Here is a 25,564-nt window from a genome sequence, read left to right as displayed (position 1 = left end):
TCACAGCTTCGCGACCTACCGTCGGCTCGGTGAGCGAGCCGCCCGCGCGACCACCGTCCCTACGTCCGGTCCTGCGCGGCATGCTGCTCGACTTCGGGCCGCCGTTGGGCGCCTACTACGGACTACGCGCCGCCGGGGTGTCCGAATATATTGCGCTCCTGACCGCGACCGTGGCGGCCGGGATCAAGGTGGCCTATGACGCGATCAAGGCGCGCCGGCTCGATCCGTTCGCCGGCTACCTGATGCTCAACTTCGGTCTGAGCCTCGCCGTCGGAGTGGCGACCTCGAATGCCCGGATGCTGATGGTGGGCGACACCCTGGTGGGCGGGATCGGCGCGTTGATCTTCCTGGGCAGCTGCGTCATCGGTAAGCCCCTGACCCAGGTGGTCGCCGAACGCGTCCAGGCCCCCGACGAGCGCTCAAGCGAGCCGGGCGCGGCGGCCTACAGACACCGCGTGCACGTTCTGCTGTCAGCGATATGGGGAGTCGGCCTACTACTGGGCATGTTCCTCAGTCTGGGCATCATCTTCTCGCTGTCCGTCGACGTCGGGAAGGGTGTGAACACGGTGGTGTCCCTCGCGCTGACCGGCCTGCTGATCCTGGCGACCGTGGTGGTGGCCAAGGCCGCCAGATCGCGGTGGGAACAAAGGATCGCCCCACAGGGTTGAGCCCATCAGGTTCAACTTTGGAGGATTGATGACTGAAGCCATCGCAGTCCCGGTGTTGTTTGTCAGCGAGCCGATCGTGCTGCCCGGCATGGTCGTGCCGATCGAGCTCGACGATGCCGCCCGTGCGGCCTTCGACGCGGCGCAGGCAAGCGAATCCGGCAAGCTGCTGATCGCGCCACGCCTGGACGACCGCTACCCCACCTACGGTGTGATCGCGTCCATCGTGCAGGTCGGCCGCGTCCCCGGCGGCGGTGCCGCCGCCGTCGTGCGCGGTGAACGCCGCGCCCACATCGGTTCCGGGACCACCGGACCCGGTGCCGCGTTGTGGGTCGAGGTCGAGGAAGTGGCGGACTCCGAGTCCACCGATGAGACGAAAGCCCTTGCCGCCGAATACAAGAAGCTGCTGCTGGCGATGCTGCAGCGGCGCGAGGCGTGGCAGATCGTCGATGTGGTCAACAAGATCACCGATCCGTCGCAGCTGGCCGACACGGCCGGATACGCGTCGTACCTCAGCGATGTGCAAAAGCGTGAGCTACTGGAGACCGAGGACGTGGCCGCGCGGCTGCGTCTGCTGATCGATCTGACCGGGGAGCACCTGGCCGAGGTCGAGGTCAACGACAAGATCGCCGAGGACGTCCGAGAGGGAATGGACAAGCAGCAGAAGGAGTTCCTGCTGCGCCAGCAGCTGAACGCCATCCGCAAGGAGCTCGGCGAGGGCGAGCCGGAAGGGTCCGATGATTACCGGGCCCGGGTCGAGGCCGCCGATCTGCCCGAGAAGGTGCGGGAGGCGGCGCTGCGCGAGGTCGGCAAGCTGGAGCGGTCCAGTGAGCAGAGCCCCGAGGGCGGCTGGATCCGGACCTGGCTGGACACCGTGCTGGAGCTGCCGTGGAACGTCACCACCGAGGACTCCACCGACCTCAAGTCGGCCAGAGAGATCCTGGATGCCGACCATCACGGGCTCGACGATGTGAAGGACCGCATCGTGGAGTACCTGGCGGTGCGGGCCCGGCGCGCGCAACGCGGGATGGCCGTCGTCGGTGGACGCGGATCCGGTGCCGTCATGGTGCTGGCCGGTCCGCCCGGAGTCGGCAAGACATCGCTGGGTGAATCGGTGGCCCGCGCCCTGGGCCGCAAGTTCGTCCGCGTCGCCCTCGGTGGTGTGCGCGACGAGGCCGAGATCCGTGGCCACCGGCGCACCTACGTCGGCGCCCTGCCAGGCCGCATCGTGCGGGCCATCGGCGAAGCGGGCTCGATGAACCCCGTCGTGCTGCTCGACGAGATCGACAAGGTCGGCTCGGACTACCGTGGCGATCCGTCGTCGGCGCTGCTGGAGGTGCTGGACCCGGCGCAGAACCACACGTTCCGCGACCACTACCTGGAGCTGGATCTGGACCTGTCCGATGTGGTGTTCCTGGCGACGGCCAACGTCATCGAGAACATCCCGTCGGCCCTGCTGGACCGCATGGAGCTGATCCAGATAGACGGGTACACCGAGGACGACAAGGTCGCGATCGCACGCGACTACCTGTTGCCCCGGCAGGCCGAGAAAGCGGCGCTCACCTCGGAAGAAGTGCGGGTGACTGATTCCGCGCTGCGCAAGATCGCCGCCGACTACACCCGCGAACCGGGTGTGCGGCAGTTCGAGCGGTTGCTGGCCAAGGCGCTGCGGAAGGTGACGACCAAGCTGGACTCCGGTCAGGCGTCGCTGACCATCGATGAACCCGATCTCGTCGAGTACCTGGGCCGTCCGCGGTTCACCCCGGAGTCGAACGAGCGCACGGCGGTGCCCGGTGTGGCCACCGGTCTGGCGGTCACCGGGCTGGGCGGCGATGTGCTCTACATCGAGGCGGGCGCCACCGATGGCGACGCCGGGTTGAAGCTGACAGGTCAACTGGGTGACGTGATGAAGGAGTCGGCGCAGATCGCGCTGTCCTACGTCCGGGCGCACGCCGAGCAGCTGGGCGTCGACCCGAAGGCGCTGGACCGCCAGATCCACGTGCACGTGCCCGCGGGCGCGGTGCCCAAGGACGGTCCGTCGGCCGGCGTCACGATGGTCACGGCACTCGTGTCCATGGCGACCGGCAGGCAGGTCCGCGGCGATGTCGGCATGACCGGTGAGGTCACGCTGAACGGCCGGGTGCTGCCCATCGGCGGTGTCAAGCAGAAACTGCTTGCGGCGCAACGGGCCGGGCTGAAGACCGTCTTCATCCCGCAGCGCAACGAGCCGGACCTCGACGACGTGCCTGCCGAGGTGCTGGCCGCACTGGAGGTCAAGCCGATGACCGATGTGGCCGAGATCGTGGCCCAGGCGCTGGAACCGGTCGCCGAGGCGGCGACGGTCGCGGCATAACCACGCCAGCGTGCGTGTTTGTACGTCCTGACACGGTGTGTCGCGTGCAAACACGCACGCTCGCGTGAGGAGAGAAGATGCGCAAGCTCGGCTTCCTGACCATCGGCCGCTTCGACGTGGACCGTCCGGGTCCGGGTATCGAGGAAACGCTGCAGGTGATCGAACGGGCCGAGGCGCTCGGTTTCGACAGCGTCTGGTTGCGCTGCCGGCACTTCCAGCCCGGCATCTCCTCCCCCGTGGCGATCATGGCGGCCGCCACCCAGCGCACGTCCCGCATCGAGCTGGGTACCGCCGTCATCCCGCTCGGCCTGGAGAACCCGGTGCGGCTCGCCGAAGATCTGGCCACCGTCGACATCCTGTCCGGCGGCCGGATCAACCCGGGGGTCTCGGTGGGCACACCGATGCTCTACGACCACTACAAGACTGCGCTGTACCCGGAATCCCATGATGTGCAGGATTTCTCGAAGGAGCGGGTGCTGCGGCTGCTGCGCAGTCTGCGCGGGGAACCGGTCAGCGATTTCGAGGGCGTCACGGGGATAGAACAATTCGTGCGCCAGGTGCAACCGCACTCCCCCGGGCTGGCGGGGCGAGTCTGGTACGGCGGCGGCCGGGAGTCGGCGATCTGGGCCGGCCAACAGGGGATCAACTACATGACGAGTTCGGTGGTCAGCGTCGAGGGAACCGAATCCCGCGACTTCGCGACCATCCAGGCTGAACACATCGACGCCTACCGGGCGCACCATCCCGAGCCCGGGAAATCCCGGGTGTCACAGGGATTGGTGGTCATCCCGACTGACTCGGCCACCGACGACCAGATCCGCCGCTACCGCGAGTACGCGGCGAGCCGGTTCGAGCGGACCAAGAGCCCGCAAGGCGCGCGCGGCATGCTGTTCTCCCCCGACTACCTCGGCACCTCCGACGAACTCGCCGACCAGCTTTTCGCACACGCCGGATTCACCCGGGCTGACGAGGTGACCTTCGCGTTGCCGTTCAGCTTCGCACCCGCGGATTACAGCCAGATCATCACGGACATGGCGCAGGAACTGGGACCTAGACTGGGTTGGACACCGACCCAGGAGGCCTGACGTGCCCGACCTGAACACGCTCAAACGCCGCATCGTGCACACCGCCCAGCGCTACCTCGTGAACCCTGTCGGGCGAAAACTCCCGGTCACGATGCTCGAGACCACGGGCCGCAAGTCCGGACAGCCTCGGCGCACCGCCGTGGGTGGGCGCGTCGTCGGCAATGCCTTCTGGCTGGTCTCCGAACACGGCGCCCAGTCCGACTACGTGAAGAACATCAAGGCCGATCCCGCGGTGCGGGTCCGGATCCAGGGACACTGGCGCACCGGCACCGCGCATCTGCTGCCCGACGACGATGCGGTGGCCCGGCTGGGCGAACTCCCCCAGCTCAATAGTGCGATGGTCCGCGTGATGGGCAGTGACCTGCTCACCATCCGAGTCGACCTGGACTGATATGTCCTACGACGAGGACCTGGCCAACCGGATCCGCGAGATCCTGGCCACCACCGCGAATGTCGACGAGAAACGGATGTTCGGCGGACTGGCCTTCCTGGTGAACGGCAACATGGCGGTGGCCGCCAGCGGCGGGGGCGGGTTGATGGTGCGCGTGCCGCCGGAGGAGACGGCCGCGCTGCTCGACCGCGACCATGTCGAGCCCATGGTGATGGCCGGCCGCGAAACCCGCGGCTGGCTACGCGTGCGCACCGACGGTATCCGCACCACCCGCCAGCTCCAGCCGTGGGTGAGTCGCGGGGTGGACTACGCGTCGGGACTCCCCGCCAAACAGCGCCGTTAGGCGGCAACAAGGAGCGGGTATGCCTGATCTCATGCCTGGTGCACACACCCTGGCTGCGCGGCTGCTCCGGCAAGCCGGAACCACGTTCGCCGACGAAGCCGGCATCACGGTGCGCGACAAACCCAAGCCGTTGTTCCAGCTCCTGGCGCTGGCCATGCTGGCTAGCAAACCGATCAGCGCGGAGGTCGCCGTGGCCGCGGCAAGTGAGGTGTTCCGCAGCGGCATCCGGACCCCTGTCTCGGTACTGCACGCCGATCGCGCGACGCTGATCGAGGCGTTCGGCCGGGCGGGTTACGCGCGCTACGACGAAAGCTCGGCAACCCGGCTGACCGGCCTCGCCACCCGGGTGCAGCAGCGGTATCGCGGTGATCTGCGCAGACTGGCCGACGAAGCCGCCGGCGATGTCCGGGCTGCCGCGCATGCCCTACAGGAATTCGACGGCATCGGCCCGGTGGGCGCCGACATCTTCCTGCGCGAGGTTCAGAACGTCTGGCCTTGGGTGCGGCCCTATTTCGACGATCGCGCCCTGGCAGGCGCACACGAACTGGGCCTGCCCGAAGATCCCGAGACACTGCTCGACCTGTCTCACGGCCACCCCGCCCAGTTGGCCGCCGCGCTGGTCCGCGTCTCACTCGACCACCACCTGCGCGAACACGTCACGGCGTAGCCGCTCATCGAAGGAGAACTGCCATGACCACACCGACCTATGTCATCATTGGCGCCGGCCTTGCCGGAGCCAAGGCTGCAGAAGCCCTGCGGGACCGGAACTTCAGCGGACAGATCATCCTGTTCGGCACCGAGGACCATCTGCCCTACGAACGTCCGCCGCTGTCGAAGGACTACCTGGCAGGCAAGAAGGAACCCGACGAGTTCACCGTGCAGCCCGCGAGTTGGTACCGCGAGCACGATATCGACCTGCGGCTGAACACCACCGTCAAAAACATCGATCGAGCGGCCCACGCCGTCGGCTACCAGGACGGCAAACACGAGCACTACGACAAACTGCTGCTGGCCACCGGGTCGGCATCGCGGCGCCCACCCATTCCCGGATCCGACTCCGACGGGGTCCACTACCTGCGGACCGTCGAGGACGCGGCGGCCCTGCGCGCGCTCCTGCGAGGGGGTGCACGGCTGGCAGTGGTCGGCGCGGGCTGGATCGGTCTTGAGGTTGCCGCCGCCGCCCGCGAATTGGGCGCCGAGGTCACCGTCGTCGAATCGGCGGATCTGCCGTTGGCCGCGCTCGGCCGCGACGTCGCGCAGGTGTTCACCGACCTGCACCGCAACCACGGTGTCGACCTGCGATTGGGCACCTCGGTCGAAGAGATCACCACGGCCGGCGGCCACGCCACCGGCCTGCGCCTCGATGACGGATCCACCGTGTCCGCGGACGTGGTGCTCGTCGCGGCAGGCGCCCAACCTCGTATCGACCTTGCCGAGAAAGCGGGGCTGACGCTGGCCGACGGCGGCGTCGCCGTCGACGCGGCACTGCGCACCAGCGATCCCGACATCTTCGCCGTCGGCGATATCGCCGCGGCCCAGCATCCCCTGCTGGACATCAGGATTCGTACCGAGCACTGGGCCAACGCGCTCAAGCAGCCCGCCGTGGCCGCGGCCGGGATGCTCGGCGCACCCGGCAACTACGACGAGTTGCCGTACTTCTTCACCGATCAGTACGACCTGGGCATGGAGTACGTCGGACACGCCCCGCCGGACGCGCGGGTGGTATTCCGTGGCGATGTGCCCGGCCGCGAGTTCACCGCGTTCTGGCTGGACGACGACGCCCGGGTGCTGGCGGGGATGAACGTCAACATCTGGGAGGGCCTGGACGACATCAAGGCGCTGGTGCGCGGCGGGCAACCGGTGGACGCCGCGCGGTTGGCCGATGTCGACACACCGCTCGGTGAGGTCGGCGGCTAGATCTGGAGCGGACGCCCCGCCGGAGGCAGTCATGTGTTAATAATGAAGGTTCATTATTATTGATTGCTCTGGAGCTGAGGAGTGCTGGTGGGCACCTACGATGTGGCCGCGCGTCCAGGCGCCCCCAATGTGGTCATGATCGTGCTGGATGACCTCGGCTACGCTCAGTTCGGCTGCTACGGATCAGACATCCGAACCCCGGCCATCGATCGGCTCGCTCGCAATGGGCTCAGGTACAACCGTTTTCACGTCACCGGGCTGTGTTCACCGACACGAGCCGCACTGCTCACCGGCCGCAACCACCACTCGGTGGGAATGGGCTTTCTTGCCGACATCCCGACTGCGCATCCGGGCTACACCGGGAAGATCCCGCCTTCGGTGCCGACGCTGCCGCGCTTGCTGCGGGATTCCGGCTGGAGCACGATGGCCGTCGGAAAGTGGCATCTCGCACCGCGCGGTGAACGGACGAGTGCGGGTCCATTCACCCGCTGGCCCTTGGGCCTCGGGTTCGAGCGCTACTACGGCTTTCTGCTCGGCGACGCCAATCACTGGGACCCGCAACTGGTACGAGACAACACGTATCTCGACGGACCTGATGTGCGCCCAGCCGGCTACCACTTGACCGAGGACCTCACCGATGAGGCGATCAGGATGGTGGTCAGCCAACAGCAGTCAGCACCCGGCAAACCGTTCTTCCTCTACTTCGCCACCGGGGCCATGCACTCACCGCATCATGTCCACAAGAGCTGGGCCGACGCCTACGCGGGGAAGTTCGACATCGGTTGGGACGCTTGGCGAGACGAGGTGTTCGCACGTCAGCTCGCCGAGGGCGTGGTGCCCGCCGGCACCACGCTCACCGAGCGACCCGATTGGGTTCCGGCTTGGACCTCCCTCACCGCAGACGAACGCGCCGTGTACGCGCGGATGCACGAGGTGTATGCCGGCTTTCTGAGTCATACCGACCACCAGATCGATCGATTGATCCGCACGCTGGAGGACATCGACGCCATGGACAACACGCTCGTTCTCATCATGTCCGACAACGGGGCCAGCGCAGAAGGGGGCGTTGCCGGAACCAGCAACGAACACCGGTTCACCCACCGGGTGCCGGAGTCGACGGCCGACAACCTCGACCTCCTGCCGGACTGGGGTGGCACGGCGGGGTATCCGCACTATGCGTGGGGCTGGGCGTGGGCCGGCAATACCCCGTTCCGCCTGTGGAAGCGCTATGCGTGGCTGGGCGGCACCCGCGTTCCGCTGATCGTGCACTGGCCGCGCGGTATCGGCGGAGGAGCTGTGCGTTCACAGTTCGCGCACGCCATCGACATCATGCCGACAGTGTTGGAAGCCTGCGGGGTTCGGCAGCAGTCGTCCGAAGTCGAAGCTTCCGGCAGCGGCGTTCATGGGGCGAGCTTGTTGCCGACATTCAACGACGCGACGGCGCCTGCGCCCCGATCCACCCAGTACTTCGAAGTCGTGGGTTCCCGGTCGGTCATTGCCGATGACTGGAAGGCCACAACGGATCACGTGGCCCAAGGTGTGATGGACGAGGAGGCGCTGCTGGAGGGCAGCCGGGACTTCACCGCTGATCAATGGTCGCTGTTTCGGGCCGACGACTTCTCCGAAGCTCACGACGTGTCGGCGGATCACCCCGACGTGGTGGCGCGATTGACCGCCCTGTGGGCAGCCGAGGCCGCCCGCTATGACGTGCTCCCCCTGACCGATTCGTTGGTAGCACGAGCGGCCGAGATGGTGTGGCCCGAATTCCCGCCCGGGCAGCGCGTGGTGTTGCGGCCTTCGGGCGGGCCGGTCGCCGATGAGGCACTGCCCCTGCTGTACAGCCGGTTGTCCGCTGACGTCGACGTCCCGTCCGGGGTTGCCAACGGTGTGTTGTTTGCGATCGGCAACTGGACCGGAGGGCTGGCGGCGTTCGTGATCGAGTCCAGACTGCACATTGCCGTCGCCGCCCCGGGCGGCAACATCCGGGTGCGGGCCGATCGGCTGCTGGCGGAAGGACGCCACAGCGTGGGCTGTCGGTTACACCGCCTCGACGGCGGGACTCGAGTGGAAGCAGTGATCGACGACGCCGTTGTCGGCTCGGCGGTGGCCCCGGTGACGCTGCCCCATGTCTGGCAGCATGGCGGGACATCTTTGCTCTTGGGCCAAGACCGCGGCCTGCCGGTGTGCGAAGACTATCGACCACCGTTTGCGTGGAACGGCGGATTGCGTTCGGTGACAGTGGAATCCGATCTGGAGTCGCTACCAGGTCAGGAACTACTCAAGGCCGCGCTCAAGTCTGACTGATGTGACTCCTTCATGCCGCGACGCCTCCAGGGTTTCTGCTGAGGCCGGCGCACGAATGATCGCAGTCAACGAATCGATGAGGTCGGACACGAACATCGCCGTGGGCGGCGCCGCGGTGGCGATTGCCCGTTGTCGCTGGTGGTCGGCCACCGCATTGAGGGAGCTTGTGTAGACGAAACGAAGCCTGGCCGTGGCGACAGCGTCAGGGAGATGCGAAAGATGCTCCCAGATAAGCTGATTGAGCCGTTGCCCGTGTCCGGTCAGCGAAGGATCGGCCAGAATCCAGGCATGCCCGCCTGGTTCGCCGTATCCGTGAAACAGCAGCTGAGCTACCAGCTCGACATGTCGCTCCCCCCGCTCGATGCTGCTCACCTGAGGAAGAATCAAGGCCGCAAGGAGGCGTCTGAGCTCGGCCGGGTGATCACCCGACACCGCATGGTCGAGTATTTGTCCCCGCTCTTCATCGATTCGTTCGAGACGATCTTCGAGTATGGCCTTGATCAGGTCGTCTTTTGAGCCGAAGTGGTAGTTCACCACCGCGGCGTTGCTTTGCCCGGCAGCAAGTCTGATCTCGTTGAGGCTCACGGCTGCGATGCCCCGGTCGGCGAACATCGTCTCCGCGACGGTGATGAGCTTGAGGCGCGTCGCTTCTCCGCTGCTGTTGCGGCCGCGTGTGCGCGCCTGTTCCCGAATGCGGTCCGACTCCGAGGGCATTGCCCGATGGTACGCATCTCCCCCGGTCAGTATATAATGAGGGCTCATTATTTTACTGGCGACGAGAAAGCTCGGGTGCGCAATGCAGGTGGAGCTGGCGTCATTGGCACTGGTCATCGCCGTGTCGCCGGCCTCGGTGGTGCCAGCGATCCTGATGCTGCACACACCGCGCCCGCTGGCTACGGGATGGGCGTTCGCCGTCGGCTGGCTGCTCGCTGTGGCGGCCACGACCTGGATTTTCGTCGAAATCGCAGGGCAATTGCCTGACGCCGGCGGTCCGCCGCCACCATGGATCCGACCCGCAACGATGATGCTGGCGGTGCTCCTGATCCTCGCCGGCCTCGTCACCTGGATGCGCCGGGGACGTCGTGAACGTGCGCCGGTATGGCTGCGGGTACTGGACTCGGTCACTGCGCCGCGAGCATTGGCAGCCGCGCCGATTCTGGCGGCCGTGAATCCAAAAGTGCTCTCCGCGTGCGCTGCAGCAGGTTTCAGCATCGGATCCACCACGCAGACCGGCATCGCCCAGTGGGGTGATGTCACCGGTTTCGCCCTGCTCGCCAGCGTGACAGTGTTACTCCCGGTGCTCACCTATGTGATCTGGCGTGAGCGCATGACCGAACCCCTTCAACGGCTCAGGGTCGCGCTGGAACGCCACAATGCCGCCATCCTGGCGGTGGTTCTCGTTGCCGTAGGGCTGATCTTGTTGCTGCAAGCAGCGTGATGGCCCTGCCCTGATGAAATGAAGGAAAGCCTGTGTCTGTAGCCATTTCTCACCGTCCGAGCCGACGGCTGCTCGCCCTCCAGAAGCTCATGCTGTTGGCGACCTCGCGATCAGCCGGTGTCCAGGATGTGGGCAAGACACGCAGAATCACCCGGTTGATGGAGTCGCGCCAACGGCTGGCGCGTGGAGTCCAGGAGTCCACCGATTCGGTGGCCGGGGTGCCCGTTCGGTGGTTCCGGCCGGACCGGGCGGACGCTGGATTGATCTTCCACGTGCACGGCGGGGCCTTCGTCGCCGGTAGTTCCCTGGCGGCCCGTGCCCACAGCGGGCTGGCCCGCAGTCTGCGAGCGGAACTGGTGAGCGTCGACTACCGACTTGCGCCGGAGCATCCGTTCCCCGCGGCGCTGGATGATGTGTGGACGGTCTACTCGGAGGTCGCGCGCGACCGGCCCACCGTCATTGTCGGGGAGTCCGCCGGCGGTGGTCTGGCCATGTCGCTGGTGCGGCGAGTGTTAGACCAGGGTGGTCACGCGCCGAAAGGTCTGGTGGCAATGTTCCCCTGGGTAGACCTCACCAACAGTTCCGAGAGCTTCGCGCGGAACGAACCTCGAGATCTGCTCTCCCGCAAAGGTCTTTCGCGTAGTGCAGTGGCCTATGCCGGTGACTGTGATCTGAGGATGCCGCTGGTGTCGCCACGCTACGGCTCGTTCGCCGACTTTCCCCCCACGCTGATCGTCGTCGGTACCCACGACTGTTTACTCAATGATTCCCGCGCCGTCTCGACCCGCATGCGCGCCGACGGTGTAGACACCACACTTATCGAAATAGCTGGCGGATTCCATGGTTTCATCCTGTTGCCTGCGCCCGAATCGAAAGAAGCCAGGCGGCAAATATCGTCGTTCGTAGGCTCAGCCCTGGTCGACCGATGATTGACGCTCTGAGTAATGCCATCAGTGCATCTAGTTCGTCGACATCGTCACTCCAGGGTGGCGATGCCTTCGGCGGTGACGGTGACCTTCAGCCCGGCGATGTCCTCGGCGACGGTCGCCGCGGCTTGCGAAGGGTCGGTGATCACGGCCAGGGCTCGACTGCCTGTCGGGGTCCGCACCGCCAGGAACGCCTTCTCCGCGGTGTCCTCGCGGGTGTAGGGCGTGGTCCAGGTCTCCACGGTGCCAACCCCGGCCCACACGTCCTCGGCCACCACGGTGGGCTCGGCATCCACGGCCGATTGCACGTCCTCCCAGCGGAATTCGCCGGTGGGCGGCTCGGTGCCGTAGATGCCGAAGCTGTGCTTGGTGAGGTAGCCGCCGTTGGCGGTGATGAGGCCGACGGTGCCGGGTTGCGCGGTGAGGCGTTCGGCCATGGTCGCGATGGAGTGCGAGACGTAGTTGTTCCACGGTCCGCCCGCGAAGGTCAGACCGCCGGTGACCGTCAGCGGTCGCTGCGGGTCGTCGGTGGGCAGACCGAGTTCGTTGGCCGCGACCTGGACCGCGCACGGGAAGCACGAGTAGATGTCGACGAGGTCGATCTCGTCGATGCCACGACCGGCGAGTTCCAGGGCGCGCCGCCCGCCGATGCGGATCGCCGGTGACCCGTCGAAGGTTGCCCGCTCCCCGATCAGGTAGGTGTCGTGGGCATCGGTGCCCGCGTAGGGGAAGACCCAGCGGTCCCGCGGAATCTGCAGGGACTGCGCCTTCTCCACCGAGGTGAGGATCAGGGCCGCGCCCTGGTCGACCATATTGTTCGAGTTCATCAGCTTGGTGTAGGGCCAGCTGATCATGCGGTTGGTCGGACCCGGCTGCCAGATCTCCTCTGCCGGCACCGCCTTCTGGTTCCAGGCATGCGGATTGTCCTGTGCCACTTCGCTGAACCGCGACCACAGCGCACCGATCCGGCGCCGGTGCGCCTCGGGCGACTCCCCCGAGGCGATGCGCAGCGCCTGCTCGAACATCGGGTACACGTAGGCCGGCCGGTCCAGTCCGATCCGGATCTCGGCGGGGCCCGACATCTGGAACTCGTCATCGGCGCCGGCGGGTAGCGGCACAGAATCGTCCTGGACGGTACCGGTGAGCTTGTGCCCCTGCGCCCTGATCCGGGTGCGGCTGCGCCAGGTTTCACCGCCGGCGATGAGGACCACGTCGTTGCGGCCCTGCTGGATGTCCAGGCAGGCCTGGTTCACCAGCGACTGCGGGATGTTGCCGCCGATGCTGGTATACCGGGTGGCCGCGGTGGGCGCGCCGATCCGTTGGGCCAGCAGCAGACCCGGGTCGCGGTAGCGCCAGGACAGCAGGTTGACGATGCGCACGGCGTCCACCGCTTCGAGCAAGCGCGGGTCGGCGGCGGCGCGCGCTGCGCGCTCCATCAGGTCGACGGGCTCGGTGCTGGCGCTCTCCTCGCGCTGGTTGACCTGGCCGTAGCCGACGAGGATCGGGGTGCGTGGGTCGAGAGACATCTGGTGAATCTTCCTGTCTTGTAGAGGTGTTCAGGCCGGGCCGACGCGGTAGATGGACTTCAGCTGCTGGTAGGCGGCCAGCCCCTCCGGGCCGAGCTCGCGACCGAGGCCGCTGGACTTGACCCCACCGAACGGGGCCGCGACGTCCAGTTGGTAGTCGTTGACGCCGATGGAGCCGGTGTGCACCCGGCGGGCGATCTCGGTCCCGCGATCGGCGTCGGTGGTCCATACGGTGCCGCCGAGGCCGAACTCGCTGTCGTTGGCGATCGCGACGGCCTGCTCCTCGGTGTCGTAGGGAATCACCGCCAGCACGGGACCGAAGACCTCTTCCTGAGCGATCCGCGACGAGTTGTCGACATCGGCGAAGACCGTCGGCGAGACGAACCAGCCGTGCGGCTGATCGGCCGGAACGGCGCCGCCGGCAACGAGTTTCGCCTCCGCCTTACCGATGTCGATATAGTCGAGCACCCGCCGGCGCTGACGATCACTGACCAGCGGACCGACGTCGGTGGCCTTGTCCAGCGGATCACCCACCGTGAGCCCGTCGGCCAGGGCCGCCACCGCGTCGACTACCTCGGCATACCGTGAGCGCGGCGCCAGGATCCGCGAACTGAGGTGGCAGGTCTGGCCGTTGTTGACGAAGGATGCGTTCTTCAGTCCTTTGACCGTGGCGGCCAGGTCCGCATCGTCGAGGATGATCGCGGCGGACTTGCCACCCAGCTCGAGGGTGACCGGCCGCAGCAACCGGCCGCACATCTCGGCGATGGTACGGCCCGCGCCGGTGGAGCCGGTGAACGCGACCTTGTCGACGCCCGGGTGCGCCACCAGGTGCGCACCGGCGGCCGGGCCGCCCGCGACCACGTTGAGCACACCGGCGGGAAGCCCGGCCTCTGCGGCGGCTTCGGCGAAAACGAGTGCATCCAAGGCAGTTTCGGGCGCGGCTTTGAGCACCATGGTGCAGCCCGCGGCGAGCCCGGGGGCCAGCTTCATCGCCGCCAGGGCTTGGGGATAGTTCCACGGCGTGATGGCCGCCACCACACCGACGGCTTCCCGGCGCACGATGGTGTGCCCGATCAGTGCGGGCCGGATCTCCTCGTCACCGCCGGCGGCGATCAGGTCGGCGTAGTAGCGCAGCAGGACCGCCGGGAACATGCCGTTGGCGCCCTTGGACAACCGGATCGGCATGCCGTTCTCGCGCGTACACAGTTCGTTGGTGGTCGCCGAGCGGGCCAGCAGGGCGTCGGCGAAGCGCAGCAGCAGCGCCGCCCGTTCGCCGGCGGGGGTGGCACTCCAGGCCGGCAGCGCTGCGCGGGCCGCCGCCACCGCATCGTCGACCTCGGATTCGGTGGCCGAGGAGCCGTGCCCCAGCAGCTCACCAGTGGCGGCCTCGAGCACCGGTTCGGTGCGTTCGGCGGTGCGGAACTGGCCGGCGATGAAGATGGAAGCGGTGCTCACAGCGAACTCCTCGGGTCGTTCGGGTCTGTTCCGGCGAACAGCACCCCGTCGGTGATCAAGTGGTCGATGGTGGTGTCGTCCAGCGCGAGCACCCGACGGCAGATATCGCGGGTGTGCTCGCCGGGCAACGGGGCCGGGCGTAACGGGGCGGGCGGGATGTGGCGGTAGCGAGCAGGTCCGGTTTCGGTGGGCATCGGTTCCTCGAACAGCGGATGCACCAGGTCCGTGTAGAGCCCGCGATGACGGACCTGCGGATCGATGAGGATGTCGGCGGCCCGGTTCATCGGGCCAGCCGGGACACCGGAGCGCTGGAGCACCTCGGCGACGTCGTGCTTGTCTCGTTGCATGGTGAACGCGCTGAGCACTGCGATCAGTTCCGCTGCAGCCGTGGGCATCTCGACGCCGACGATGCCGGCCAGGGCTGCCCGGTCGGCGTCATGGCGTACCGAGATGACGCACCATTCGTCCTCACCGGCGCACGGACATACCGCGTGCACGGCGGTGTCGGGTACGACGGGCAGACCGGCCACCCGGGCGGCCTCGATGACGTAGGCGGTGGCCAGTTGGTTCACCGCCACCTCGGCCTGCGAGATGTGCACGTGGGCGCCCTGTCCGGTGCGCTCCCGGCGGATCAGGGCGGCCAATGTCGCGAGCGCGGTGATACGGGCGACGACGTGGTCGGGGAAAATGGTGGTGGCATCGAAGAACTGCGCGAGTTCGTCGTCAGTACCGCCGGGTGCCCGCCACAGTCGCGCCACCCCGGTCGTGGCGCGCACCAGCGGCCCGTATCCCATCCGCTGACTCCACGGTCCGCGGTCACCGAACGCGCTGCTCTCGGCCAGCACGATCCGTGCGTTGATATCCGTCAGCTGCTGATACGAAAAGCCCAGGGCCGCCAGCGTTCCCGGCTTGAAGTTGGCGAACACGGCATCGGAGTGGGCCACCAGCCCGGTGAAGATCTCCGCGCCGCGCGGGTGACGCAGGTCCAAGCCGAGACTGGACTCGTTGCGGTGGGTCAGCGCCCAGGACCGGCTCATCGGCCGTCCCGGCGGGGCCTGGCGCAAGCCGTCGGGATAGGCGGCACTCTCCACCTTGATGACCTCGGCGCCCAAGTCGGCGAAGAGCCGGCCGAGTTCGCCGCCGGCGACGATGACACCGAGATCGAGGATGCGCAGGCCGTCGAAGGGCCGGTCGGCGGCCGGGAGATTCACCGCCGAGCGGGCGGACACCCATTCGGCCCGGTCGGCGCCCGGAGACGGCGCGGTGCGCGCGAATCCGTGGTGGAGGTCGTCGATCACGAATGCGCCCACCGGGACGACAGTGTCGGTGCCCGGCGTGAGCTGCGCGTCGACCAGGGCGCCGACAGCGCGGAAATGATCGGAGGCCAGCGCTTCGGCGGGGCTCTGCACGGCCGCGATCGGTACCCCGCGGGCTTGTCCTTCGGCAACGAGGTCGGCCATCGTGCCGCGGGCGAACAGGTCGGCGATGACCGCGTTGAGCTCTCTCGTCACCGCATAGCGTGCACCGATGGAGTCGAATTTCGGGTCGGAGAACTCCTCGGGTTCGCCCAGCCAGGCCCGCATCCCGCGCCATTGCCGGGGGGACAGCAGGCAGATCCGGACGAACCCGTCGCGACAACGGAATGTCGGATAGATCTGTTGGTTGCGCGGTCGCCCACGCCAGGTGGAGCGCTTCTGCCCGGACGCGGCCTGGCCCTCGGAGCCGAAGGGCGGGTCGAGTGCCTGCAGGACCGCTTCGAACCGGGAGAAGTCGATGCACCCACCGCGGCCGGTACGCAGCCGGTGGTAGTAGGCCACCAGGATCGCCCAGGCCGCCTGGACTGCCGCGGTGGCCGACGCGATACCCGCCGGCGGCAGCACCGGGGTTCCGGTCGGCGGGCCACTGCGGGACAGCGCCGTCGACATCGCGTAGAGGACGGGGTCGGTGGCCGTCCACCATGCGTGTGGTCCGTCGGTGCCGAAGTCGGTGATCACGGCGGCCACCAGCTCGGGATGTCCTGACGACAGTTCGGCGACGGTGGTGCCGAACGCCGCGACGAACTCGTCACCGATGAGGATGTCGGCACCGGAAGCGAGCTCGTCGAGCCGGCGCCGGTCGTCGGGGTCCAGCGGATCCAGGATTGCGCTGCGTTTGTTGGCATTGTCGAGGGCGAAGGACACCGATGCGCCTGCGAGTGTGGGGGCGCCCACGCGGGCCGCCCCGCCGCTCGGGCGTTCGATCTTGAGGACGTCGGCACCGAGGTCGGCGAACAGCCGGGCGATACCGTCGGCCGGCCCGTCGGTGACTTCGAGGACCCGCACCCCGGCGAGTGGATGGCTCACTGCGTCATACCCCGGCACGACGGACACCTTAGTGCCCACTTCTATAACTTAGGTAGACAACCCACACCAGTACACTGGAGAACGATGTCTGACCTCGGCGTGGTGGCCTCACCGATCTCCCCTCCAGCCCATCCGCTGGTGGGAACTCTGTCGGCGCTGCACCACGCCCGCGTCTACATCGACCTGGCGGTCGTGGTGCTCGTCCTGATCGCCACCAATCTCATCGCCCACTTCACGACACCCTGGGCCAATATCGCGACGGTGCCCGCCGCAGCGATCGCCCTGGTCGCGCTGGTGCGTGCCCGCGGGCTGGGCTGGACCGAACTGGGCCTGGGGCGCGAGCACTGGCGCTCCGGCGCCCGCTACGCCGCGGCCGCGATCGGTATCGTGCTGGCGGTCATCGCCATCGGTGTCGCGCTGCCGTGGACCCGGCCGATGTTCATGAACAACCACTACGCGACCGTCTCCGGCGCCCTGATCGCCTCGATGATCATCATTCCGCTGCAGACCGTCATCCCCGAGGAACTGGCATTCCGCGGTGTGCTGCACGGTGCACTGGACCGGGCCTGGGGTTTTCGCGGGGTGGCCGCCGCCGGATCGCTGCTCTTCGGCCTGTGGCATATCGCCAGTTCGCTCGGCCTGACCAGCGGTAATGCCGGATTCAGCCACCTTCTCGGCGGCGGCGTGTTCGGCATGGTCGCGGGTGTGGTCGGCGCCGTGGTGGCCACCAGTGCCGCCGGTTTCGTGTTCACCTGGCTGCGCCGGCGAAGCGGCAGCCTGCTCGCGCCGATCGCCCTGCACTGGTCCCTGAACGGGATGGGAGCGCTGGCCGCGGCGCTGGTCTGGCACGCGTCGTTCTAGCGGCTCCGCCGGCGCGCCCGGAACTCGCGGTTCTTGAGCTTGTTACCGCAGCTGGCCATATCGCACCACGTACCGCCGTGGTTGCGCGAGCGGTCATAGAACGCCCACCGACAGTCTTCGTTGGCGCAGCTCTTCAGATGCACCCAGCTGCCGTCCCGCTGCGCGTCCGCCACGATCAGTAGCAGGCCCAGCAGCCGGTCCGGTACCGAGCCGCCCACCGGCGCCACCTCGACCGCGCCGGTATCCCCGACGATGAGCCGGGCCGGCGCACCCGCCGACAGCCGGCGCAGCGGATCCAGCTGCCCAGCAGTCGGCGCCGGTCCACCGGTGTTGTGAATCACCAACGCCCGCAAGCTTTCCCGTACCTCCGCCAAGTCGGCGAGATCAGCCCTGCCCGGTACGGCACCGTCGTCGAGTAGACCCGCAGCGCTCAGCCACTCCGCCGCGTCGGCCGGATCCGCCAGGCGGTCCTGCCCGCTCTCCCGGTCCAGTGTGTTGATGAACGCCTGCACCCGGCGCAACGGGCCCGGGGCGGGTTTCGCCTCGACATCGCCATACCACTGCACGCTCGGCAGCCTACTCCCAAAGTGACCAGCAAAACATGTTGACTGGTCATTCATGACCGGTATAGCGTCTTTGTAGGTCACGTTCGTGGGAAGGGACACCGATGATGACGACCTCGGTTGAGCCGCGAACAAGCAGGCCCGTCCACATAGGAGTTGGGACGCGCATCCGCGCCCGGATGTTCGCCGCCCGGTGGGATCAGCAGATCGAACGCGCCACCCCCGGCACCGTGGTGATCGCTGACAGCCCGCTGGCGGCGCACATGCGGCGGATCACGTCGCGCGGTGAGCGCGAGCAATTGGCCGACGCACTGAACCCGACCCGGCGATCCAGCGCAGGAGGCGTCAGTTTCCGGGTCCCGGTGCATGCGGCAGCTTTGTCCGCCGCGGCGGACCTGATCGACGAGCTGACATTCCGGCTGCGTGGGCCGCAACCGGTACGCGTTCGCGGCATGGCCCGCTTGCGCATCCTGCTTGCCGACGGCCGCGGGCCGTTCTACCGACCCGGGCCGGCCAGTCTCAACGCCGCCCTGCGCGGCGTGCTGGCCGCCCTGTGAGTCAGTTCTTGCGGACCAAACCAACGATCCACAGCAGGATCACCGATCCGAGGACGGCGGTGAACAGCGTGAACCACCAGCCGCCCGCCGCGGTGTCGAGGAAGAAGCTCAGCAGGAATCCACCGATCAAGGCGCCGACGACACCGATGACGATGTTCAACAGAATCCCGGAGCCGCCGCCCTTGACGATCTTGCCGGCGATCCAGCCGGCGATCGCTCCGATGATGATGTAGCCGATCCAGCCCACGCTGGTCTGCGTGGTCGAACGGGCCAAGAACTCAGTAGCTGCAACGATTTCCATGTGCTGGTCTCCTGCCTACCACCGGTGCGACCCGGCCGAATGCCGAGTCGCTCTCCGGTCTACCCGGATCAGGTCACGATTGGGCCTGTGAAACGGGCACATTCGTCACATATCAGCCCTGGGACTCAGCCCTGCGGCATCATCTCCGGCGGTGCGTTCGTCACGGGCACCGGCACGCCGACACCCGGCCTGGCCGGCGGTGCGTTGGGATCGACCGGCGGTGGCGGCGCATTCGGGTCCGGCGCCGGGGGCGGCGGCGGGCTCCAGGGGCGGATGGACTGTGCCAGCGCGGTGGCGGCGGCTTTGTCCACGGGATGGTTGGCGGTGCCCAGCCACACGACGAACCAGCGCGAGGGGGCACGCTGCCCGCGCGGCACGCCCGCCGGGTTGGGCGCACCGACGACGCCGGCCCAGATCTGACCGGTCGGCTTGGTCGTGTCGGTGAACTTCACCTCGTAGTAGGACGCGGAGCCGGTCAGATCACCGGCGGCCAGCGGTGTCGTCTCCTGGCCGATCCGGGTGCCGGGGAACGGCATGAAGAACTCACCCATATCGGAAGCCAGCCGCGCGGCCGCCTTCGCGTTGTCGGATTCGGCGCCGGCGAACAGCTTCAGGTCCAGCCGGCCGAGCAGCACGCTGGTGTCGTTGGCCGGCTGCGCTGCGGTGCCCTGGGCGGGTGTGGGCTCGGTGCCGGCGGGCGGAATCTTGGTCAGCAGCGCCTGGCCGTAGGACAGCTGGGTGGCGTCGGCCACCTTCCAGCCGGGCGGAACGACGTAACTGAAACCACCGGCCGCATTGTCGACCCGGCCCGGCTCCGGTGCAGGGGGCGGCGGCGGGGCCGGGGCGTTCGGATCGACCGGGGGCGCGTTGGGATCGACGGGCGCGGGTGCCGGGGTGGCGTTCGGGTCGGCGGGCGCAGGCGCGGGCGCCGGTGTCGCATTCGGGTCCGCAGGTGCCGGCGCCGGCGTCGGGGCCGGGGGTACCGGGTCGGCATGGGACACCGCGATGGGGAGCGTCAGTGCGGCTGCGGCCGCAATCGCCAGTGCGGTCGATAGGCGCTTGCGGTGTGACGAGCGCACGTCCGGCTGATTCATGGGGACGAAAATACCGTGTTACAGCCGTGACGCAAGTGTGAGTTGCTCTTATAGTGCCCATCTGGGAAGTAGCTGACCGCAATGAAACTCGTGACAAAGTGCACTACCACATGTAGCTGTCCGGATGCGGCCATGGCTGCGCCACCCCGTGCCGGCGGGGTGGGTTTCATCCGGTATTTCGCCGCCATCGAGCGGGTTGTTACGACGCCGGCTGGATTCTCAGTTCCTGCGCCTTCACCGTGAAGTAGACCCGTTCCCCCGGCGCCAGTCGCAATTCGGCGGCCGCCTCTGCGGTGATATCGGCCGCCAAGCCCGGCGCGCCGTCGGGTTGCGGCGTGGCCCGCACCCGGATCGACGGTCCGCGGCTGTCCAGCTCGGCCACCGTCACCTCCACCGCATTGCGCGGGCTACCGTGTGGCACCTCGCGGTAGACCGCCACCGCCGCCGGCGCGAACACCGCCACCGCCGGATCACCGGCCGCCATCCCCGACTCCGGGCAGCCGTGCCAGTGCGTATCCCAGTCGGTACGCAGCGCCCCGTCCGCTTGCCAGCGCCCGCGGACCAGATTCACCCCGGCGAACCGAGCACCGAACACGCTGCGCGGAGCGGCCAGGACCTGCGCGACGGGACCGAACTCCACCACCCGGCCCGCCTCCACCACCGCCACCTGATCGGCGAGCGCCACCACGTCCAAAAGGTCGTGGGTGACCAGGATCGCCGTCCGCCCGTCCCGGGTGAGCACCCGGCGAAGGACGGCGCGTATCGCCGTCGCCACCGATACGTCCAGACCGGCCATCGGCTCGTCGAGCAGCAGCAGGTCGGGTTCGGCGGCCAGCGCCCGCGCCAGCGCCACCCGCTGCGCCTGTCCCCCGGACAGCTGCCGCGGCATCCGCCCGGCCAGCTCACCGGCCCCCACCTCGGTCAGCCATGATTCGGCAACGCCCCGGGAATCCTTGAGGCTCAACCGTTTTCCACTGCGCGGGCCGAACGCAACGTTGTCTCGTACGTTCAGGTGCGGGAACAGCAACGCCTCCTGCATCAGCAACCCGACCCGCCGGTCATGGGTGGCCACGTGGATACCGCCGGCACAGTCGGTCAGCGTCCGGGCACCGACACGCACCGTCCCGTGGTCGGGCCGCACCACACCGGCCAGCACATGCAGCAGCGTCGATTTACCCGCCCCGTTGGGGCCGAGAACGGCGAGCACCTGACCCGCGGCGACGGTGAGGTCGAGCCGAACATCGCGGGGGGTCACCTGCACGCTGACCTCGAGCCCGCTCATGTGGCCTGCCATGAGGTGGGCCGCAACCGCCGCGCGCCGAGTCCGATCACCACCAGTGCCGCCACCAGTACCAGCAGCACTGACAGCGCCACGGCCGCGTCGGCATCGCTCTCCCGCTGCAGGTAGATCTCCAGCGGCAGGGTTCGGGTGACGCCCTCCCGCGATCCGGCGAAGGTCAGCGTCGCACCGAATTCACCCAGGGACCGCGCGAAGGCCAGCACCGAGCCGGACAGCAGACCGGGCGCGAGCAAGGGCAGTGTGACCCGTCGCCACACCGTGGTCGGGCGGGCCCCGAGCGTCGCCGCAACCACCTCGTAGTCGGCGCCCGTGGTGCGCACCGCCCCCTCCAGGGCGATCACCAGGAACGGCAGCGAGACAAAGGTCTGCGCCAGCACCACCGCCACGGTGGTGAACGCGATCTGGACACCGGCCGCCTCCAGATAGCGGCCGAGCAGACCCAGCCGGCCGAACGCGTACAGCAGCGCGATTCCGCCCACGACGGGTGGCAACACCAGCGGAAGCAAGATCACCGGCCGGAGCGCCCCGATCAGTCGAGACGGGCTCCGGGCCAGGACGAGCGCCATGGGGACGCCCAGCACCACACATATCGCTGTGCTCGCGGCGGAGGTGCGCAGGCTCAGTTCCAACGCGGTCAGCGAGGCGTGGCTGCTGATCAGCGACCAGAAGTGCAGCCAATCGACCTTGGCCGCCATCGCCACCAGCGGCAGCAGCACGAACAGGGTGCCCACCGCGGCCGGGAGGTAGATCCAGCGCGGCAGCCCCATGGGCCAAACCCTAGGCGACCGACCAGCAGCCGGCGGGCTCATGTGGCGCGTCAGATTTCGCGGCCTAGCTACTGTCCAGTAACATCGTTTCGACTCGCTGTGTTCAGCGCTGAACAAGGAGGTAACCACATGGAGGTGCTGCTCACCGGCGGCGATACCGAGCTCGGCCGCGTGGTCGCCACCGGCTTCCGGGATGAGGGCCACAACGTGGTGCTCGCGGGTGTTCGCCGCGACGATCTCGAAGTCCTCGCCAAAGAGCTCGATGCGAACTTCGTGGTCGTCGACAACACCGATCCGGCCAGCCTCGAAGCGGCGCGCGAAGCGTTTCCCCTGCACCTTGACTGCATCGTCAACGTGCCCGCACCGGCACAGGTGGCCAAAGACCCGCGCACCTTCACCCTTGCCGACCGCGCCGCGGCCTGGCGCCAGACGCTCGACGCGACCCTGCTGTCCGCGGTGTTGACCGTCCAGGTGCTCGGCGATCAGCTGAGCTCGGGCGGATCGATCATCAACGTCGTTCCCGGTACTCCGGCCGAGGGCAGCGCCGACGCCGCGATCAAGGCCGCGCTGTCGAACTGGACCGCCGGCCAGGCGGCCCATTACGGAATCCGTGGGATCACCGTGAATGCGGTGGCCACGGGCAAGAGCGCCGAGCCCGGGTACGACGGTGCCGCCGAGACGACACCGTCGGTCGCCGACGAGATCACGCGGTTGGCGCTGTTCCTCACCACCCAGTCGGCCCGGCACATCACCGGACAGACACTGCACGTGAGCCAGGGCGCGCTCGCCAACTTCGGCTGAGATATTCCCGCGTTCGCCCGCAGCTAAACGGGGTGCCCTCTCCGCTTCGGTGTGGTTACGTAAGTCCCATGGCGATTCGACTCGGACTTCAGATCCCCAATTTCTCCTACGGCACAGGCGTTTCCGAACTCTTCCCCACCGTCATCGCGCAGGCGCGGGAGGCCGAACAGGCCGGGTTCGACTCCGTCTTCGTGATGGACCACCTCTACCAACTGCCCGGCCTCGGCGCTCCCGAGGAGCCGATGCTCGAGGCGTACACCACGCTCGGCGCCCTGGCCACCGCCACCGAGAAGGTGCAGCTGGGCACCTTGGTGACCGGTAACACCTACCGCAACCCCACGCTGCTGGCCAAAGCCATCACCACCCTGGACGTGATCAGCCAGGGCCGCGCCATCCTGGGCATCGGGACCGGCTGGTTCGAGTTGGAACACGACAGCCTCGGCTACGAGTTCGGTACGTTCACCGAGCGGTTCAAGAAGCTCGACGAGGCCCTCGAGATCATCCTGCCGATGCTCAAGGGCGACCGTGTCACATTCGACGGCACCTACTACAAAACCCAGGAAGCCTTCGCGAATCCCCGCTTCCGCGACCACATTCCGCTGATGATCGGCGGAAGCGGCGAGAAGAAGACGATCCCGCTGGCGGCCCGGCACTTCGACCACCTCAACATCATCGCCGGCTTCGACGAGTTGCCCCGCAAGGTGGCTGTGGTCAAGGAGAACTGCGAGAAGATCGACCGCGACCCGGCGACGCTGGAGACCAGCGTGCTGGCTATCGCCCTCATCGGCGAGCAGTACACCGTGGACATCATCCCGGACGAGTTCAAGCAGCAGGCGGTGTACGGCTCACCCGAGCAGGTGGCCGAGCAGCTCAAGGAGAAGGTGTACGACGCGGGCGTCGACGGCGTCATCCTGAGCGCCTTCACCATCGGTGGTTACACCCCCGGCGGCGTGGCGGCGGTGGGCGAGGCGCTGCGGCCGCTGATCGCGGGGTGAACAGTCCGGCGGGCAGGAGCGAAGCGACTCGGGGGTGAACAGTCCCGGCGGCCAGGAGCGAAGCGACTCGGGGGTGAACACTCAGTGCAGTGCGCCATCTCACCGCACTGACTGAATCGGTACCGACTACCCTAGAGGTTGTATTGACAAAGTACGTCCGCTAGGAGCAGCAATGAGCCACCCCGGAGCCACGGCATCGGATCGGCATAAGGTCGTCATCGTCGGCTCGGGGTTCGGTGGATTGAACGCCGCGCAGGCGCTCAAGGGCGCCGACGTCGACATCAAGTTGATCGCGCGCACCACGCATCACCTGTTTCAGCCGCTGCTCTACCAAGTCGCCACCGGCATCATCTCCGAGGGTGAGATCGCCCCGCCGACGCGCCTGATCCTGCGCAAACAGGACAACGCGCAGGTGCTGCTCGGTGATGTCACGCATGTCGATCTCGAGCGCAAGACGGTCGAGTCGGTTCTGCTGGGCCACACCTACAGCACCCCTTACGACACGCTGATCCTGGCGGCCGGCGCGGGGCAGTCCTACTTCGGTAACGACCACTTCGCGGAGTGGGCGCCCGGCATGAAGACCATCGACGATGCGCTGGAATTGCGCGGCCGCATCCTCGGCGCCTTCGAGCAGGCCGAACGGTCCAGCGACCCCGAACGCCGCAAGAAGTTGCTGACGTTCGTCGTCGTCGGCGCCGGCCCGACCGGCGTGGAGATGGCCGGCCAGATCCAGGAGCTGGCCGACCAGACACTCAAGGGCAGCTTCCGGCACATCGACCCGACCGAGGCGCACGTCATCCTGCTCGACGCTGCACCGGCCGTGCTCCCGCCGATGGGTGAGAAACTGGGCCTGCGGGCCAAGGAGCGCCTGGAGAAGATGGGCGTCGAGATCCAGCTCAACGCGATGGTCACCGACGTCGACCGCAACGGCATCACCGTCAAGGACAAGGACGGGTCGATCCGGCGTATCGAGTCGGCGTGCAAGGTGTGGTCGGCCGGTGTGCAGGCCAGCCCGCTGGGCAAGGAGCTGGCTGCGCAGTCCGATACCGAGATCGATCGGGCCGGGCGCGTCAAGGTCAATCCCGACCTGTCGATCCCGGGCCACCCCAATGTCTTCGTCATCGGCGATATGGCCTTCGTCGAGGGCGTCCCCGGTATGGCGCAGGGCGCCATCCAGGGCGGCAAGTACGTCGCGGCCATCCTGAAGAACGAGGCCAAGGCCCGCCAGCACGGCACCATCCCCAAGCCGCGCGTGCCGTTCAAGTACTTCGACAAGGGCTCGATGGCCACGGTGTCGAAGTGGAATGCGGTGGCCAAGGTCGGCAAGCTGGAGTTCAGCGGTTTCATCGCCTGGCTGGCCTGGCTGGGGCTGCACCTGATCTATCTGGTCGGCTTCAAGACCAAGGTCGCCACGCTGTTGTCGTGGGCGGTGACGTTCCTGAGCCGGCAGCGCGGCCAGCTGACCATCACTGAGCAGCAGGCCTACGCCCGCACCAGAATCGACCAGCTCGAGGAGATCGCCGCGGCGGTCGAACAGGAGCGGGCGAGCTAACCGGTCACCGGCGGGCGGGAGCGCAGCG

24 protein-coding genes are annotated in these 25,564 nt (G+C 67.7%); 15 read left to right on the top strand and 9 right to left on the bottom strand.

Translation table 11 applies throughout. The features are described 5' to 3' along the window. Positions 1 to 29 precede the first annotated feature (29 nt). The 8 genes from QN239_RS16600 (at position 30) to QN239_RS16565 (ending at position 9,058) form a co-directional block, all read left to right on the top strand. The gene (locus QN239_RS16600) at positions 30 to 668 is read left to right on the top strand and encodes a VC0807 family protein (protein WP_499011986.1); all 639 of its coding nucleotides are present in this window, start codon (positions 30 to 32) and stop codon (positions 666 to 668) included. Positions 669 to 696: 28 nt separating this feature from the next. Then, positions 697 to 3,018 carry an endopeptidase La gene (gene lon / locus QN239_RS16595; RefSeq protein ID WP_499011984.1) on the top strand — a complete coding sequence of 774 codons (2,322 nt, stop codon included), beginning with the start codon at positions 697 to 699 and terminating at the stop codon, positions 3,016 to 3,018. A 77-nt stretch (positions 3,019 to 3,095) separates the two neighbouring features. Next, on the top strand, positions 3,096 to 4,103 hold the full coding sequence (locus QN239_RS16590; protein WP_499011981.1) for an LLM class flavin-dependent oxidoreductase: 1,008 nt from the start codon (positions 3,096 to 3,098) through the stop codon (positions 4,101 to 4,103). A gap of 1 nt (position 4,104) precedes the next feature. Next, on the top strand, positions 4,105 to 4,494 hold the full coding sequence (locus QN239_RS16585; RefSeq protein ID WP_499011979.1) for a nitroreductase/quinone reductase family protein: 390 nt from the start codon (positions 4,105 to 4,107) through the stop codon (positions 4,492 to 4,494). Position 4,495: 1 nt separating this feature from the next. Continuing rightward, the gene (locus tag QN239_RS16580) at positions 4,496 to 4,837 is read left to right on the top strand and encodes a TfoX/Sxy family protein (RefSeq protein ID WP_167160090.1); all 342 of its coding nucleotides are present in this window, start codon (positions 4,496 to 4,498) and stop codon (positions 4,835 to 4,837) included. 19 nt (positions 4,838 to 4,856) lie between these two features. Beyond that, positions 4,857 to 5,504 (top strand): endonuclease, encoded by a 648-nt coding sequence (locus QN239_RS16575; protein WP_499011976.1) that lies wholly within the window; start codon positions 4,857 to 4,859, stop codon positions 5,502 to 5,504. A gap of 23 nt (positions 5,505 to 5,527) precedes the next feature. After that, on the top strand, positions 5,528 to 6,754 hold the full coding sequence (locus QN239_RS16570; protein WP_499011974.1) for an NAD(P)/FAD-dependent oxidoreductase: 1,227 nt from the start codon (positions 5,528 to 5,530) through the stop codon (positions 6,752 to 6,754). An 87-nt stretch (positions 6,755 to 6,841) separates the two neighbouring features. Further along, complete coding sequence (locus tag QN239_RS16565) at positions 6,842 to 9,058, top strand: arylsulfatase (protein WP_499011972.1); 2,217 nt, start codon at positions 6,842 to 6,844, stop codon at positions 9,056 to 9,058. Here the strand turns inward: QN239_RS16565 and QN239_RS16560 are convergent. Beyond that, complete coding sequence (locus QN239_RS16560) at positions 9,029 to 10,000, bottom strand: TetR/AcrR family transcriptional regulator (RefSeq protein ID WP_499011969.1); 972 nt, start codon at positions 9,998 to 10,000, stop codon at positions 9,029 to 9,031. The two genes, QN239_RS16565 and QN239_RS16560, sit on opposite strands and share 30 nt — an antisense overlap. Between QN239_RS16560 and QN239_RS16555 the strand changes: the two genes are divergently transcribed. Next, entirely contained in the window at positions 9,927 to 10,496 is a 570-nt protein-coding gene (locus tag QN239_RS16555; protein ID WP_499011967.1) for a GAP family protein, read from the top strand. The two genes, QN239_RS16560 and QN239_RS16555, sit on opposite strands and share 74 nt — an antisense overlap. 260 nt (positions 10,497 to 10,756) lie before the next feature. After that, entirely contained in the window at positions 10,757 to 11,425 is a 669-nt protein-coding gene (locus QN239_RS16550; protein WP_499011965.1) for an alpha/beta hydrolase, read from the top strand. A gap of 47 nt (positions 11,426 to 11,472) precedes the next feature. Here the strand turns inward: QN239_RS16550 and QN239_RS16545 are convergent, their stop codons facing one another. Genes QN239_RS16545 through QN239_RS16535 form a run of 3 tightly spaced genes read right to left on the bottom strand, consistent with a single transcriptional unit; the run spans position 11,473 to position 16,763 of the window. Then, a complete protein-coding gene (locus QN239_RS16545; RefSeq protein ID WP_499011963.1) occupies positions 11,473 to 12,948 on the bottom strand; it encodes an acetyl-CoA acetyltransferase in 1,476 nt (491 codons plus the stop codon). Between the two features lie 30 nt (positions 12,949 to 12,978). Next, positions 12,979 to 14,403 carry an aldehyde dehydrogenase gene (locus QN239_RS16540; RefSeq protein WP_499011961.1) on the bottom strand — a complete coding sequence of 475 codons (1,425 nt, stop codon included), beginning with the start codon at positions 14,401 to 14,403 and terminating at the stop codon, positions 12,979 to 12,981. Further along, entirely contained in the window at positions 14,400 to 16,763 is a 2,364-nt protein-coding gene (locus QN239_RS16535) for a CaiB/BaiF CoA-transferase family protein (protein ID WP_499011959.1), read from the bottom strand. The genes QN239_RS16540 and QN239_RS16535 overlap by 4 nt, the downstream gene beginning before the upstream one ends. Positions 16,764 to 16,829: 66 nt before the next feature. Between QN239_RS16535 and QN239_RS16530 the strand changes: the two genes are divergently transcribed. Further along, entirely contained in the window at positions 16,830 to 17,606 is a 777-nt protein-coding gene (locus QN239_RS16530) for a CPBP family intramembrane glutamic endopeptidase (protein ID WP_499011957.1), read from the top strand. On the opposite strand, the gene QN239_RS16525 is transcribed toward QN239_RS16530, so the two are convergent. Then, positions 17,603 to 18,172, bottom strand: a complete 570-nt coding sequence (locus QN239_RS16525) for a CGNR zinc finger domain-containing protein (protein ID WP_499011955.1) — start codon at positions 18,170 to 18,172, stop codon at positions 17,603 to 17,605. The genes QN239_RS16530 and QN239_RS16525 overlap by 4 nt on opposite strands. Positions 18,173 to 18,348: 176 nt before the next feature. Between QN239_RS16525 and QN239_RS16520 the strand changes: the two genes are divergently transcribed. Next, positions 18,349 to 18,726, top strand: a complete 378-nt coding sequence (locus QN239_RS16520; protein ID WP_499011953.1) for a hypothetical protein — start codon at positions 18,349 to 18,351, stop codon at positions 18,724 to 18,726. A 1-nt stretch (position 18,727) separates the two neighbouring features. On the opposite strand, the gene QN239_RS16515 is transcribed toward QN239_RS16520, so the two are convergent. The 4 genes from QN239_RS16515 to QN239_RS16500 all read right to left on the bottom strand — a co-directional run bounded on the left by QN239_RS16515 (position 18,728) and on the right by QN239_RS16500 (position 22,188). Next, positions 18,728 to 19,027 (bottom strand): GlsB/YeaQ/YmgE family stress response membrane protein, encoded by a 300-nt coding sequence (locus QN239_RS16515; protein WP_090360843.1) that lies wholly within the window; start codon positions 19,025 to 19,027, stop codon positions 18,728 to 18,730. A gap of 125 nt (positions 19,028 to 19,152) precedes the next feature. Then, positions 19,153 to 20,121: an APA family fibronectin-binding glycoprotein gene (locus QN239_RS16510; protein WP_499011951.1), complete on the bottom strand. Its 969-nt coding sequence runs from the start codon at positions 20,119 to 20,121 to the stop codon at positions 19,153 to 19,155. Between the two features lie 199 nt (positions 20,122 to 20,320). Beyond that, a complete protein-coding gene (locus QN239_RS16505) occupies positions 20,321 to 21,403 on the bottom strand; it encodes a sulfate/molybdate ABC transporter ATP-binding protein (RefSeq protein ID WP_499011949.1) in 1,083 nt (360 codons plus the stop codon). Continuing rightward, a complete protein-coding gene (locus QN239_RS16500) occupies positions 21,400 to 22,188 on the bottom strand; it encodes an ABC transporter permease (RefSeq protein WP_499011947.1) in 789 nt (262 codons plus the stop codon). The genes QN239_RS16505 and QN239_RS16500 overlap by 4 nt, the downstream gene beginning before the upstream one ends. Positions 22,189 to 22,317: 129 nt before the next feature. Here QN239_RS16500 and QN239_RS16495 point away from each other — a divergent pair, with 129 nt between their 5' ends. The 3 genes from QN239_RS16495 to QN239_RS16485 all read left to right on the top strand — a co-directional run bounded on the left by QN239_RS16495 (position 22,318) and on the right by QN239_RS16485 (position 25,536). Then, positions 22,318 to 22,989 (top strand): SDR family oxidoreductase, encoded by a 672-nt coding sequence (locus QN239_RS16495; protein WP_499011945.1) that lies wholly within the window; start codon positions 22,318 to 22,320, stop codon positions 22,987 to 22,989. A 68-nt stretch (positions 22,990 to 23,057) separates the two neighbouring features. Then, positions 23,058 to 23,984 (top strand): LLM class F420-dependent oxidoreductase, encoded by a 927-nt coding sequence (locus QN239_RS16490; protein WP_499011943.1) that lies wholly within the window; start codon positions 23,058 to 23,060, stop codon positions 23,982 to 23,984. A gap of 172 nt (positions 23,985 to 24,156) precedes the next feature. Next, positions 24,157 to 25,536, top strand: a complete 1,380-nt coding sequence (locus QN239_RS16485; protein ID WP_499011941.1) for a type II NADH:quinone oxidoreductase Ndh — start codon at positions 24,157 to 24,159, stop codon at positions 25,534 to 25,536. Positions 25,537 to 25,564 lie beyond the last annotated feature (28 nt).

The sequence above is a fragment of the Mycolicibacterium sp. Y3 genome (genome assembly GCF_051188035.1).
Classification (GTDB): Bacteria; Actinomycetota; Actinomycetes; order Mycobacteriales; family Mycobacteriaceae; genus Mycobacterium; species Mycobacterium fluoranthenivorans.
This window is presented reverse-complemented; position numbering and strand designations above follow the sequence as displayed.